Origin of the sequence: Anaerotignum sp., assembly GCF_031981185.1 — a bacterium.
GTDB lineage: Bacteria > Bacillota > Clostridia > Lachnospirales > Anaerotignaceae > Chakrabartyella.
On sequence record NZ_DALYUL010000008.1, the window covers coordinates 114,468 to 128,993 of the forward strand.

12 protein-coding genes are annotated in these 14,526 nt (G+C 40.8%); 5 read left to right on the forward strand and 7 right to left on the reverse strand.

Features of this window, described 5'->3' with window-relative positions; all coding sequences use genetic code 11:
- Both RTK36_RS06525 and argC read right to left on the reverse strand, forming a co-directional pair.
- Window positions 1–329: bifunctional ornithine acetyltransferase/N-acetylglutamate synthase (locus tag RTK36_RS06525; protein WP_312045417.1), on the reverse strand; the 329-nt coding region annotated here is incomplete at its 3' end.
- A gap of 17 nt (window positions 330–346) precedes the next feature.
- Window positions 347–1,276 (reverse strand): N-acetyl-gamma-glutamyl-phosphate reductase, encoded by a 930-nt coding sequence (gene argC, locus RTK36_RS06530; RefSeq protein WP_312045419.1) that lies wholly within the window; start codon window positions 1,274–1,276, stop codon window positions 347–349.
- Window positions 1,277–1,704: 428 nt separating this feature from the next.
- Here argC and RTK36_RS06535 point away from each other — a divergent pair, with 428 nt between their 5' ends.
- The 3 genes from RTK36_RS06535 (at window position 1,705) to RTK36_RS06545 (ending at window position 4,788) form a co-directional block, all read left to right on the forward strand.
- Entirely contained in the window at window positions 1,705–2,586 is an 882-nt protein-coding gene (locus tag RTK36_RS06535) for an aldo/keto reductase (protein WP_312045421.1), read from the forward strand.
- Window positions 2,587–2,710: 124 nt separating this feature from the next.
- Entirely contained in the window at window positions 2,711–3,727 is a 1,017-nt protein-coding gene (locus RTK36_RS06540) for an alpha-hydroxy-acid oxidizing protein (protein WP_312045424.1), read from the forward strand.
- Between the two features lie 206 nt (window positions 3,728–3,933).
- The gene (locus tag RTK36_RS06545) at window positions 3,934–4,788 is read left to right on the forward strand and encodes a CPBP family intramembrane glutamic endopeptidase (protein WP_312045426.1); all 855 of its coding nucleotides are present in this window, start codon (window positions 3,934–3,936) and stop codon (window positions 4,786–4,788) included.
- A 134-nt stretch (window positions 4,789–4,922) separates the two neighbouring features.
- Here the strand turns inward: RTK36_RS06545 and asnS are convergent, their stop codons facing one another.
- The 5 genes from asnS to RTK36_RS06570 all read right to left on the reverse strand — a co-directional run bounded on the left by asnS (window position 4,923) and on the right by RTK36_RS06570 (window position 11,059).
- Window positions 4,923–6,317, reverse strand: a complete 1,395-nt coding sequence (gene asnS / locus RTK36_RS06550; RefSeq protein WP_312045428.1) for an asparagine--tRNA ligase — start codon at window positions 6,315–6,317, stop codon at window positions 4,923–4,925.
- An 80-nt stretch (window positions 6,318–6,397) separates the two neighbouring features.
- The gene (gene msrB / locus RTK36_RS06555) at window positions 6,398–7,369 is read right to left on the reverse strand and encodes a peptide-methionine (R)-S-oxide reductase MsrB (RefSeq protein WP_312045430.1); all 972 of its coding nucleotides are present in this window, start codon (window positions 7,367–7,369) and stop codon (window positions 6,398–6,400) included.
- 212 nt (window positions 7,370–7,581) lie between these two features.
- Window positions 7,582–8,409: a carbon-nitrogen hydrolase family protein gene (locus RTK36_RS06560; protein WP_312045432.1), complete on the reverse strand. Its 828-nt coding sequence runs from the start codon at window positions 8,407–8,409 to the stop codon at window positions 7,582–7,584.
- Between the two features lie 257 nt (window positions 8,410–8,666).
- On the reverse strand, window positions 8,667–9,512 hold the full coding sequence (locus RTK36_RS06565; protein WP_312045434.1) for a type II CAAX endopeptidase family protein: 846 nt from the start codon (window positions 9,510–9,512) through the stop codon (window positions 8,667–8,669).
- A gap of 170 nt (window positions 9,513–9,682) precedes the next feature.
- The gene (locus RTK36_RS06570) at window positions 9,683–11,059 is read right to left on the reverse strand and encodes a sodium-dependent transporter (protein WP_312045436.1); all 1,377 of its coding nucleotides are present in this window, start codon (window positions 11,057–11,059) and stop codon (window positions 9,683–9,685) included.
- Between the two features lie 221 nt (window positions 11,060–11,280).
- Here RTK36_RS06570 and RTK36_RS06575 point away from each other — a divergent pair, with 221 nt between their 5' ends.
- Window positions 11,281–12,531 carry an L-cysteine desulfidase family protein gene (locus tag RTK36_RS06575; protein ID WP_312045438.1) on the forward strand — a complete coding sequence of 417 codons (1,251 nt, stop codon included), beginning with the start codon at window positions 11,281–11,283 and terminating at the stop codon, window positions 12,529–12,531.
- Window positions 12,532–12,674: 143 nt separating this feature from the next.
- A complete protein-coding gene (locus RTK36_RS06580) occupies window positions 12,675–14,225 on the forward strand; it encodes an alanine/glycine:cation symporter family protein (protein WP_312045440.1) in 1,551 nt (516 codons plus the stop codon).
- Window positions 14,226–14,526 lie beyond the last annotated feature (301 nt).

A 14,526-nucleotide genomic window follows, 5' to 3' on the forward strand; every position in this document is an offset into this window, starting at 1 on the left:
ATGATAATATCCTCAGGGGAGAGCCCTAAGGCCTCCGCTGTCATCTGGCACATCGCCTCTGCCTTTTCCACGCCGTCAGCGTTACAGGTGTTTGCATTTCCGCTGTTGCAAATCATGGCCTGAGCCATTCCATTGGCTATGTTATTTTTGGTTACGGTAATGGGAGCGCCGTATACTTTATTTTGTGTATAAACTGCCGCCGCTGTACAAGGGGTTTGGCTATAAATCATGGCTAAGTCCTTTTTTTGCTGGCTTGCACGCACGCCGCAGTGTAAACCGCCAGATAGAAAGCCTTTGGGTGCGGTAACACCGCCTGTTATTTTCTCCATAAAATTTCCTCCTTTGTTTATATCAATGATTCGGTTTCGTCTAAACCGAGGACAATATTCATATTTTGCACCGCCGCTCCTGATGCACCTTTACCCAAGTTATCAAATACGCTGGTAATGGTTATGCGGTCATCGTTTCCTTCAATATAAATGGTCAGTCCGTTGCTGTCCGCCAATAAGTTGGATGCCAGAAAGCCGCTTTCTTCATGGGCGATTTTAATAAAGTTTGAATTTTTATAAAAATCTTCTAACAAACCAATAAGTTCTGCCTTTGTGACTTTTTTCAAAAAGCGGTCTGTATGCAGAGGGATGCAGGTTTCCATACCTCGGTAGAAATCGCAAACTATAGGCGTAAATACCGGTGGAGCGGAAATTCCTGTTATATACTGCATTTCGGGCAAGTGCTTATGGGTTTGGTTTAGCCCATATTGTCTTGGACTTTCGTATGCAACGGGTCTGTCACTAGCTTCATATTCCTGAATCATGCCTTTGCCCCCGCCACTGTAGCCTGTGATGCTGTGAGCGGAGAAAGGGTAGTCAGGGCTTAGAATACCCAGCTTTACCAAGGGATATGCCACCGCAATAAAGCCTGTTGCGTGGCACCCGGGGTTTGCAATCCGCTTTGATTTTGTAATCGCCTGTCTATGAGCAGGAGAAAGTTCCGGAAATCCGTAAGTCCAAAGGGGGTTGGTTCTATGGGCTGTGCTGGCATCGATGATGCATACATCAGGATTCTCCACCAGAAGAACCGCTTCCTTTGCCGCCGCATCGGGTAAGCAGAGGAACACAACATCTGCACTGTTCATCAGTCTTTTTCTCTCGGCCTCATTCTTTCTCAGCGCTTCGCTGATAAGCATGAGCTCAATATTCGGATGATGTTCCAGACGCTGACGCAGCTGCAAGCCTGTTGTACCTACTTGGCCGTCTATGTAAACTTTATATTTCATAGCCTGTTCCTCTTTTCAAACAATTTATTTTTTTATATTATATACCTTTCAAAAAGAAAGTCAATATGAAAATGCATAATTATACAATTTTGGTGAATCGGAGACGATCGGTAGTCATTTACACAAGAGTGAATGATAAATATGAATAAAAATATAGGAGTAATCTTTGCAAAATTTAGATTAATTATTATAAACTTAAGTGTGATGTCGAAAAGATATTGTGTGCTTCTTTTTGAATTTCAAATGTTTTATATGAATAATATACGTTGTTCAACTAATTATTCAAATTTTTAATGGAAATAACCGTAAATTATGCAAAAAAAATTGGTTAAGTAGGGTATAAATATAAGTTGTGTATTATGCCAAAGGATTATTCCTTATTATGGCGAACAGTAAACATAGTGGCATTACGAAAGGAGGATATTCATATGGAATATTTAAAAATTACAGAAGAGCTTTCTTTTTCCCGCATCATACAAGGTTTTTGGCGTCTGGTTCAATGGGATTGGAGTACAAAAGAGCTGGAGGCTTTTATGCAAGGATGTATTGAACGAGGGGTAACCACCTTTGATACCGCAGAGGTGTACGGTTTTGGCCAGTGCGAAACCCAATTGGGTAAGGTTTTTTCAAAAAATCCATCTTTGCGCAAACAAATTCAGCTAGTAAGTAAAACAGGAATTTTTAATCATGACGGTTTTAAATATTATGATACCTCCTATGAAAGAATCAAAGCCTCCTGCAAAGAAAGTTTGCAACGACTTTCCTGTGATTCTTTGGATTTGTATTTAATTCATCGGGAAGACCCTTGTTTCGACCCTCAAGAGACGGGAAAGGCATTATTGGAATTGAAAAAAGAGGGGTTGGTGAAGGAGATCGGCGTTTCTAATTTCGACCCCATTAAATTTCAAGCCTTAAACCAATTTTGTGAAAATCAGCTTTGTACCAATCAAATAGAATGGAATCCTTGTTGTCTTGAACATATTCAATCGGGAATGATTGATCTATTGACACAAAATCATCTTCATCCAATGATTTGGTCGCCTTTGGCTGGTGGAAAATTATTTACTTCCCAAGAGTCTCCCTATATAAAGGTTAGAGAAAAACTTTCGGAAATCGCACAGCGTCATGGCGTGGAGGCTGAGGTTATTGCTTATGCATGGTTGTTGTATCATCCTGTAAAGGCAATGCCCATTGTGGGAAGCAGCAAGCTTTCTCGTTTGGATAGTGCTATAAAGGCGTTGGACGTAACGTTAGAACGCTGGGAGTGGTATGAAATTTATACTGCAAGCTCAGGGGCTAGATTAAGATAGTAAAAACATGGGGAAGTTCAAAATTGGGGCGTAGAATCTTATTCACAAAAGGGTATATGAATTTGATTTCCTAATATCCTTGTGATATGATAGGCCTAAAAAAGAAAAAGGGGTGTCTAAAATAATGACATATGAAGAAGTGTTGAAGGCAGCAAGAGAATGTATTGGCGATAAGTGCTTTGCCTGTCCCGTTTGCAACGGTAAGGCTTGTGGAAATAAATTGCCCGGTCCTGGTGCAAAGGGAATTGGAGATGCGGCAGTGCGTAATTATGAGGCTTGGAAAAAAGTTTATCTCAATATGGATACCATATATGAAAATAAGCCCATAGATACCTCTATCACGCTATTTGGCAAGAACTTTGCTTATCCATTTTTTGCAGGCCCTGTAGGTGCTATCCAGTTGCATTACAGCGATAAATATAATGATATTACATATAATGATGTTTTGGTTTCCGCTTGCAGTGAACATGGCATTGCGGCATTTACCGGTGATGGCGTAAATCCACAGGTTATGGAAGGTGCCACCAAAGCAATCAAAGCAGCAGGGGGCTTGGGTATCCCCACAATTAAGCCTTGGAATAAGGAGACCATTGAAGAGAAAATGCAGTTGGTTTCAAAAAGTGATGCTTTTGCCGTTGCCATGGATATTGATGCGGCAGGGCTACCATTTTTAAAAAATCTCACACCTCCTGCCGGTAGTAAAACTGTGGCGGAGCTAAAAGAAATCATTGCTCTCACCCAGACCCCTTTTATTGCTAAAGGAATCATGAGTGTGAAGGGTGCCTTAAAGGCAAAAGAAGCGGGAGCAGATGCCATTGTGGTTTCAAATCACGGTGGTAGAGTATTAGATGGCTGTGCCGCAACGGCAGATGTTTTGGAAGAAATCGTAGCTGCAGTCGGCGACAGCATGAAAATCTTCGTAGATGGTGGTATTCGTACAGGAGGAGATATCTTTAAAGCGCTAGCTCTGGGCGCAGATGGTATCATTATCGCAAGACCCTTTGTTTCCGCAGTATTTGGCGGTGCTGCAGAAGGGGTTGAGGCCTATATCAATAAAATTGGCGAAGAACTGCGGGATACCATGGCTATGTGTGGTGCCACCAGTATTGCTGAAATTACAAGGGATATGGTAAGACGATAAACAATGCTTTTACAAATAAATAGGTTTAGAAACGGTGGCAATTATAAAAACGATAATTGCCACCGTTATTCAAGTGAAGAGAAAAAATTCCCTTCATTCTGCTATAAAAGAAATGCAAATGAAACGAGCGTTTTCAATATAAAATTGAACATAGACTGGAATCTCTTGTGATTTAAGAAGATAAGAGGATGAAACAGGAGGATGGCATGAAAACAGAAAATACGAAAATGGGAGTACCATTGATTCTTACCGTTTATATTATATGTTTTGTATTTCGCGGTTTGGAATACTTAGTTTTAAAAACGGACAGGGGGGTCTTTGGAGAGGCCTTCTTGCATAAATTGGTGGGAATAAGCATCCTTTTTTTTACCTTAAGGTACTTATCCATTTCATGGAAGGAGATCGGTTTTACAAAAGAAAAACCATGGCGGTTTCTTGCGTATGGCTTACTTCTTGGAATAGTGGTTTTTCTTCCTGCGTACGGTGCCGAATTTATCATGCAGTATATTTCGGGGAATATACCTAAACTGGAATGGTATGTGACCAGCTATAGTATACAAGGTAATGTTGGGAATCAAACCGCTTTCATTTTTTACATCCTCTGTATTGTAGGAAACATCATAAATGTGGTAATGGAAGAGGGCGTTTTTCGGGGATTGTTCATGAAAATTAGTGAGAAGAAATTCTCCTTTTTATGGGCAACAATTTTTACGTCTTTTCTGTTTGGGATTTGGCATATAGCGGCACCTTTGCGAAGTTTTTTAGAAGGGCAGATGGCTGTTTTCCCCGCTTGTATGGCAATGCTTAGCTTGACTTTGATGTCAGGATTAATGGGAGCAAAGCTATGTATGTTGACAAAGATTTTTGGAAATTTATGGGTACCTATGGCTGACCATTTTGTTAATAATACCATTGTAAATGTACTGCATGTTTCCACTGCTTCGGGAGCAGATCAGATGCAGGTCATGCGCATTGCCATTGCTCAATCTCTATCTTTTTTCATTGTTCTATTTTGGTATTGGAAAACGAAAGCCGGCCAAAAGGATACGTTTCGTGAATAGAAAAGTAACACAAAAGGCTAGAATCGGATGTTTTAAAAAAGTTTATTTGAGTGAATTCAGAAAGACCCTATGGCAATTTTCTTTTGCAATAGGGTCTTTTTTTATGTGCTAAATATCAAGCACATTTTATTTTATTAGAATTCTGCATTCTTTACCGTTCTTGGATAAGGCAATACGTCACGAATGTTGCCCATACCTGTCAAGTACATGACTGCACGTTCAAAGCCCAATCCAAAGCCTGCGTGTCTGGTGCCGCCGTATTTTCTAAGGTCAAGATACCACCAGTAATCCTCTTTATTCAGGCCCAGTTCGTCCATACGCTGTTCCAGAAGGTCTAGGCGCTCTTCTCTCTGGCTACCACCGATGATTTCACCAACACCGGGAACCAAAAGATCCATCGCTGAAACGGTTTTATTATCCTCGTTCATGCGCATGTAAAAAGCCTTAATATCCTTGGGATAATTGGTAACGAAAACAGGTTTTTTGAAAATTTGCTCTGTCAGATAGCGTTCGTGCTCTGTTTGCAAATCAATGCCCCATTCCACAGGGTATTCAAAAACTTGTCCGCTTTCAATCAATAATTCTACAGCCTTTGTATAGGTTACACGGCCAAATTCATTATCCAAGATATTTTGCAGTCTTTCCAGCAGGGTTTTATCCACAAAGCTGTTGAAAAACTCCATTTCTTCGGGGGCATTTTCCAATACATAACGGATGATGTATTTTAACATATCCTCTGCCAACTCCATATTGTCTTCAAGGTCAGCAAAAGCCATTTCCGGCTCAATCATCCAAAATTCTGCCGCATGACGGGCTGTATTGGAGTTTTCAGCACGGAAGGTAGGTCCGAAAGTGTATACGTTACGGAAAGCCATGGCAAAGGTTTCTGCGGAAAGCTGTCCGCTTACTGTTAAGTTTGTTTCTTTGCCAAAGAAGTCCTTGGAAAAATCAATTTTTCCATCCTCGGTTTTTGGCAAGTTATTTAAGTCTAATGTGGTTACACGGAACATTTCGCCGGCACCTTCACAGTCACTGCCTGTAATAATGGGGGTGTGGGCGTAAACAAAGCCTCTTTCCTGAAAGAAATTATGAATGGCATAGGCAATCAAGCTTCTTACACGGAAGGTTGCGGAGAACATATTTGTTCTGGGGCGCAAATAAGCAATCTGGCGCAGGAATTCAACGCCGTGGCGCTTTTTCTGCAAAGGATATTCAGGAGCAGAAGTGCCCTCTACCTGAATTTCTGTTGCTTTTAATTCAAAAGCCTGCTTCGCGTCAGGGGTCTCCATCAAAATTCCTTTTACAATCAAAGCGGCACCAACGCCTTGCTTTGTGATTTCTGTATAATTAGATAAGGCTTCTGCTTCAAAAACAACTTGGAGGTTTTTGAAGAAAGAGCCGTCGTTCAGCTCAATAAAGCCAAAATTTTTGGAAACACGCATGGTACGAATCCAACCGCCGATGGTTACCTCTTTGCTTGCATAGGCAGCCGTATCACGGTAGATTGATTTTACTGTTGTCAAATCCACAAGAGATCGCTCCTTTTCTTATAACTGAATTCATATGTCCTTTATTTTAGCCTCCTGCCGCAAAAAACACAACCATTTTCTTATAGAAAAGGCAAAAATTCGCCATATCCTTCCTGTTCCATGTCTTTTTTGGGAATAAAACGCAGGGCGGCGCTGTTAATGCAATAACGTAGACCGCCCAATTCTTTTGGGCCATCATTAAAAACGTGCCCCAGATGGGCATTACCCGACCGACTGCGTACCTCTGTACGAATCATATTGTGGGTGATGTCGTCGTATTCCAAAACGGTATTGGGGTCTAACGGCTTTGCAAATGCAGGCCAACCGCAGGAGGATTGAAATTTATCTTTTGAGGTAAACAGGGGCTCTCCTGTTGTGATATCCACATAAATTCCTTCCTCTTTAGTTTCCCAGTAATCATTGAAAAATGGAGGTTCCGTTTCATTCTCTTGGGTTACAGCAAATTGCAGAGGGGTAAGATTTTTCTTTAAAACTGATTTCTCGGGTTTTGGATAATTATTTTCGTTAATTATACGCTGTTTTTGTTTTGCAATCTTCTCATAATTAATATGACAGTATCCCCCGGGGTTTTTGGTCAGATATTTTTGGTGATAGTCCTCTGCCTCAATAAATTGCAGCAAGGGTAGGTTTTCAACAACAATGGGATGTTCAAATTCTTGTTGTAATTCCTTTAAAAAGGCGGCAATGATTGGTTCCTGTGTCTGGTTGGTATAATAAATACCCGTACGGTATTGAACGCCAATATCCATGCCCTGTCTGCCCATGGAGGTTGGATCTACGGTATAAGCGTATTCCCTTAAAACTTGTGATAGGCTGATTATTTGTGGGTCAAAAATCACTTCTACGGTTTCGGCGTGTCCCACGCCACGGCAAACTTCCTCATAGGTAACGGTTTCGGGAAGCTTGATTTCCCGACCTTCCTTTTTTCCTAAAGCGTAGCCCACGCGGGTGGAAATGACGCCTTCTATAGATTCCATATACTGTTCAGTGCCCCAAAAGCAGCCACCGGCCAGATAAATTGTTTCTTGCATATTTCATTCCTCCTTTAAAAGGTTAGACCGTGGGTTTCACCCACACCCACTTGCTTTTTGAAAAAAGCAAGACCAAAAACTTTTGTCTGAACCCCATTTTATGGGGGTTCAGTGTAGAATCGTTTTGGAAAAAGCAAGTTTTTGTATAAACGGGTCAAGGGAGGTATCCCTTGCAGGGTTTGGGACAGCGTCCCAAGACCTTGACACCTTGCTTATTTATTATTAGAAATATCGGATAAGCTATATAAATCAGTACGGCGATGATTCAAAAGCGGTAGCTCTCTGCGTACTTTTTCCAAATATTCAAAATCCCATTCAACAAACGCGATTTCTTCTTTTTCCTCAAGCTGTACCTGAACCCGTCCCCAAGGATCCGTGGAAATGGTGTGTCCCCAAGAAATGTAGGATGCATTCACATCTCTGGCTGGAGCAACCCCTGCCATATAAAGCTGATTGTCTAACGCCCTTGCACGGAAGGAGAGCTCCCAGTGGGCAGGGCCTGTGGTCATGTTAAAAGCAGCAGGGACAATGATGCCCTTTGCACCTTGCAGTGCCAAAAGGCGTGCAAGCTCGGGGAAGCGAATATCATAGCAAATCATAAGCCCTAATTTTCCCCAAGGTGTGTCAAAGGTAGTAAAATCTTCACCTGGTGTTAGAACGTCGGATTCCATAAATCGCTGGCCGCCTTCCACATCGATATCGAATAAATGCATTTTACGGTGTTTTTCAACTCTGCGTCCCTTTGGATCGAATACGAAGGAAGTGTTGTAAATGTTATCTTTAAATTTTTCGGGAACAGAGCCGGCTACAATATAAATTCCATATTCCTTCGCCAATGCGCCTATCTCCAAAAGAAATGGGTCGTCCTTATCCATAGCGAAACGAGGGAAACAGCTGTTGTCATAGGGGCAGGCAAACATTTCTGGAAAAACGGCAATGTCAAATTTCTCATTTGTGGCTTTCGCCAGAAGGGTTTTTGCTTTTGCTAGGTTTTCTTCAGGGGTGCTTTTCACTTGCATCTGAATTAAGGCTAATTTCATGGAATATCTCCTCCGCTCTTTTTGTTTTGAGTATAACATGGTTATTGTAAAGAAAAAAGTATTATTCCCCTAGGGAATTTCTTTTAAAAAAATATTTCTTTGCATTAAGAAGTAGGATGACATGCAAAAAAGGAAGCTGCTGTCATTTAAAATTTGCCATGCACCCTAAAATATAAAATGAGAAAGAAAGTATTACTTTTTTGCCTTATAATTTCACAGGCTATCCATGGTTTCAAGGATAGCCTGTGAATAAATGCTTAAACAGTCTCATAGGAAGTTTCATTTTCTATTTTGGAGTAGGTATATTTCCAGTTTGTTTTTATAAAACGAATCAACCAAATTAACCCTATGGAGATTAGGAACAGAACAAACAGGATATCCATGGGGGATAAAGGGGGCGCAGTATTTGAGGTGGTGCTCTCCAAAGTTGAAGTGTTTAAAACAGAATATTTTAATAGAGTTACAAGGAAATTATGGATAGAATGAATTACTATGCAAGGAATTAAGCTATGATATTTTTTATATATAATACAGAGGACAACACTAACAATTGCCGGGGCAATGCCACTTAAACCGTGCATGAAACCAAAAACCAAAGAGGTTATAATAATTGCTTTCTTCATGGAATAGGCTCCCTGTAATTTTTCAAATAAAAAACCTCGAAATAATATCTCCTCGCAAATAGGTGCGAGCAAACAGGTGATTATAATATTCTGTACCCAATAAGCTGTACCCTGTATAGAGGAATTTAGCGTTTCATCCGTGGGTATAGAGCTAAATTCTGTAAGGAGTATGCTTATAAGAAGCAAAATACCAACACCTAGTATTTCTGGAAAAATAACCCCGGCTAATGTTTCAAAAATGCGAATGCGCACCGGTTGAAACCATGTTTTAATGCTTAGATTATTTTTGTGAAGCGTACGGTGAAGCATGATAAGTGGGACAAAATAAAGACCTATGGTACCAAAGATTTTTGCAGTAAGATGAATATCATACCCAAATAGTTTCCCCAAACCTACTCCAATTAAAATTAAAAAAATACAAGAAAAAATACTAACTAAAAACATACGTAAAAGACTTAATTGTTTCAAAGCTTCTTGCAAACCAGTGCCTCCTGTTCTGATCAATAAATTTTGTAACATTATAGCATGGGTATAAAACTTTTTCCATTCCTTTACATTTTCTTAAAAATATTGTTTGAATTAGAGAATTTTTAATATTTATTGTAAACAAAAAAGACCCAACCAAAGGATTGATTAAGGTCTTTTTATTTTCAACTAAAGAATAATGCTTTATAACCCATAACAAATACAAATAATACAATTAGAGGTAAAACCCACTGAATATAAAACCGAATGGATTTTGGGAATCTCAAGCCTTTACCGCTATTTGCTTCAGCCATAAATTTATCCCAACCCCAGCCCATTTTCATAGAACAGAATAAAACGTAAACCACACTGCCCAAAGGCAAAATATTATTGCTTACAATAAAGTCCTCGAAATCCAAAATAGAAGAGCCTTCCCCTAATGGCTGAATGCCGCTTAAGATGTTAAAGCCCAAAACACAAGGCAAGGAAAGAAGAATAATTGCCAAAAGATTGATTGTAACCACCTTTTTTCTGCTGGCCTTTGTTAAGTCGGTGCCGAAGGAGATAATGTTTTGAAAAACTGCAATAACTGTGGACAGTGCCGCAAAGCACATGAACAAAAAGAATAAAGAACCCCAAAGACGACCACCGGGCATGGCGTTAAATACATTGGGCAGGGTAATAAAAATTAAGCTTGGGCCTGCGTCGGGGTTGATTCCGTAAGCAAAGCAGGCGGGGAAAATAATTAAACCTGCCATTAAGGCTACCATGGTATCCAAGAGGGTAATAAAGATGGCTTCGCCTGTTAAAGAACGAGAGCGATCAATATAGCTGCCGAAAATGGCAATGGCACCCATACCAATGCTAAGGGTAAAGAATGCCTGTCCTAATGCAGCAAATAATACCTCAACAATCCCAAACTCTTTTAAAGCGGAGAAATCAGGTGTTAGATAGAAGCGCAGACCTTCCTCGCCACCTTTCAAGAAAATGGAGCGACATGCTAAAATTACCATCAAAAGCAGTAGTAAGAGCATCATTACTTTCGTAATTTTTTCCACACCTTTTTGCAGACCTTGGCTGCAAATACCAAAACCAATTAAAACAACTACAATCATGAACCCGGCCATTAAAGAGGGGTTTTGCAGCATGGAGCCGAAAATTCCGGCAACACCATCCTTGTCTAACCCCACAAAGTCTCCGGCGGACATTTTAATAAAATAATAGAGCATCCATCCGGCAACGGTGGTATAGAACATCATTAAAACGTAATTACCTGCCATTGCAAAATACTTAAATAAATGCCATTTGGTTCCCTTTGGCTCTAAAACATCCATGGACATTGCCACGCTCTTTTGGCTGGCACGGCCAACGGACAGCTCTGTTACCATGATGGGAATGCCGAGTATAAGTAAAAACAGAATGTAAATGAGTACAAAGGCGGCACCGCCATATTGCCCCGTAATATAAGGGAATTTCCAAACATTACCCAGACCAATCGCGCAGCCTGCAGAAATGAGGATGAAGCCCAGTCGGGATGAGAATTTTTCTCTTTGCTGATCCATAATACCCTCCTAAAGTAAGCAGTTTAATCACTGCATAAAATATAATAGCTGTTTTATTATAGAGAAGTTCAAAATGAAAAACAAGTAAAAATAAGGAAATATGCTGTATACATATCATCAAGGGAGATTTATTAGATAGAACTATAGAAAAAAGTGGAATTTTTTAAGGTGAAACGCTATACTGAAAACAATAGAAAAAATAAGAGGGAGGTGGATAGACCGTGGATTTTACGCAGTTGCTAAAATCTGAAATTCGCCCTGCGTTAGGGGTTACTGAAGTGGGCACCATTGCCCTTGCATCAGCAAGAGCTTACAGCGCAGTGGGGGGAGAAATACTGCATATCCAGGTGCAGATGAACGGAGGTTTGTTTAAAAATTCATTCTCTTGCGGTATTCCTGGCACAAAAGAGCTAGGGTGTAAAATGGCGGCGGCTTTGGGTGCAGTGGGAGGCAAGTGGGAATTGGGCTTGGAGTGTTTAAAGGGAATAACCCAGGAACACGTGGAAAAGGCAAAAGAGCTTCCTGTTGAAATTATAATTGCCCAGGATAAGGACGCCATTTATATTCAAGCAGAGGTAACCACCACAAGGGGCGTGGGTATTGCCCGTGTTGAAGGCATCCATGATAATATTACATACGTAGCAGAGAACGATGAAATCCTTTTTCGAACAAAAAAGAGGGTGGGGACGGAGAAAAAAGAGCTTTTTTCGTTTGATGCCATTACCATTGAGGATATGGTAGACTATGCATCTTCCGTTTCCATTGAGGAATTAGAAGATATAAAAGAAATGTTAGAAATGAACTGCAAGCTTTCTCAAGTGGGCGAAGCCGGAGTTGGCTTGGCAATCAGTTCTACCTTAGATACTTTCCGCAAAAAGGGTATTTTAGGTAATGATATGATTTACGATGCCCAACGGCTTACTTGCTCCGCTATGGATGCGCGGCTATCAGGCATGCCCAATCCTGCTATGAGTATCGTAGGCAGTGGTTCCCATGGAATTTTGTGCTCCTTACCTGTGGTTTCCTATGGCAGAAACATAAAAGCAACAGAAGAGGACATTGTTCGGGCTGTTGCACTAAGCAGCTTAGTTACAATTTATAGTAAGCATTATACAGGTAGGTTGTCGCCCCTTTGCGGTTGTGTATTAGGTGGGGGAAGCGGTGCTGCGGCTGGGCTGGTTTTTCTCATGGGCGGTGGAGCCACAGAGGTTTCCAATGCGATCAATCATATGGCGGCAAATTTAACGGGTATGATTTGTGATGGTGGTAGTATTGGGTGTTCCCTCAAGGCTTCGGCGGGGGTATATACCGCTTTTCTTTCAGCCATGCTCTCCATGAATCACACCGTCATTCCAAACAATTTTGGTATTATAGGTTCCTCAGCGGAGGATACAGTTAGAAATCTGGGGCGAATTTCTGCAGAGGGTATGTCCTCAATGGACAAAACCATCATTGATATTATGCAGAGGTAAGGCTGTGGACGTTGTGTTTTAAGACCGTGGGCGTTGCCAAAAAGCCACTTGTTTTTTGAAAAAAGATATGACCTCCCCTCAGGGTAGGGGGGCAGAGAGTCGAGGAAGTTCACTTAAAGGTAGAAATTGGGAGGGGATTTATTTTGAAAGAAGTATTTGATGCAGTAAATGGAGTATTTCAGTTTGTTGTACCAATCGCCGATTTTATGTGGGATTTTCCAACAAATTTTCAATGGTATGCAGCCATTCCTATTTTGGGCAATCTAAGTTTTGCTGTGGTTCTGTTGATCGGATCGGGGATTTTTTTTACCGTAAAAACAGGATTTATTCAAGTTACCCATTTTAAAGAAGGACTTCGCATTTTGACAAAGCAACGGGCGTCGACAATCGGTATAACGCCGTTGGCAGCCTTCTTCCTTAGCTCCGCTATGCGGGTTGGTCCTGGAAATATCCTTGGCGTAACAGGCGCGATTTCTGTTGGTGGCCCCGGAGCACTGTTTTGGATGTGGGTAAGCGCCTTTTTTGGCATGGCTACGGCCTATATGGAAGCAACACTGGCACAAATATTTAAGGAAAAGAAGGGAGATGAATTCGTAGGAGGTCTTCCTTTTTATGGGAAAAGAATTATGGGAAACCGTGCTTGGGTTGGCGTGGCATTATCCTCAATTTTTATCCTTTACGCTATGTTCTGCTTGCCTGCCCAGGCATTTAATGTGTTTTCTTCCGTTGGTTCAATTGCGCAGGTGGTAACGGGAACTACATATGATAGAACATCAGCCCTTTACTATTTCATTGCAGTTGTATTAATTGGTGGTACAGCTATGCTTGCCTTTGGGGGGATTAAAAAAATTACAAAGGTTACGGATAAAGTGGTGCCGATTATGGCGGTTATTTATTGCCTAACTGTTGTAATTATTGCTCTGTTAAATTTTCGAACTATTCCCTTTTTCTTTGGCGCCGTGTTGAAAGGTGCATTTACTCCAGAGGCTGTGTTTGGTGGTTTCTTTGGTACGGCATTGGTTCAAGGGGTAAAGCGTGGTCTTATGTCTAACGAGGCAGGTCAGGGTACCGTTACCATGTCTGCCGCAGCTTCCAATGCGGAGCATCCCTGCGAACAGGGTTGTGTGCAGGCATTGGGCGTATTTTTGGATACTATTATCATTTGCACTCTGTCAGGTTTTATTGTTGTTATGGCTCAGCTTTGGAGCAATCCAACTGTATGGGAGGAACTTCATGGCCAAAAACTCCCCTTATATTTGGCTTCTATTACTTCCCTAACACCGGGAACCGGGGCAGATAGCTTTATAACCTTATTGATTAGCCTGTGCTATGGCCTGTTTGCCTATACATGTGTTATTGGGTTTATCATTTTTTCGGAAATTGCGGCAAACCGCATTAGTCAGAAAAAAAGCTTTATTAATTTTATCCGCATATTAGGGGCATTGGTGTTTATCCCCTTTGGTGCAGCTTCCGTTTTGGCTGGGCTGGAGTTAGATAATCTTTGGTATATTTCAGATTTAGGAAATATTATCATAGTGTATTGTAACTTACCAATTATGTTTTTTGGTGCGAAATATGTATTTCGTGCCACAAGGCACTATAAAACAAAAAAAGGTGAGCCTTTTACCTCAGAGGTAGTGGGAATTTCATGTGATTACTGGGATCAACGAGCAAAAAATTGGGGGAAAGAGTAAAAGGAATATTAAGGTGGATTTTTAAACATCATCATAGGATACTGTATGGAATTAAATTCCATACAGTATCGCCCAAAAACCCAGCGTAAAAATTTTATGAGGGAGAATAAGAAAACAATGAATGAATTTCTTCGTATCTGCAAATATTTATGAAATAACCGATTTTGTTATTAAAAAGTAAAATAATTGTTGACTTATGGGTTTTTATTGGATATACTAATATGGCGTCAGAAAAATGCGCCCAGATAGCTCAGTCGGTAGAGCAGAGGACTGAAAATCCTCGTGTCGCTGGTTCGATTCC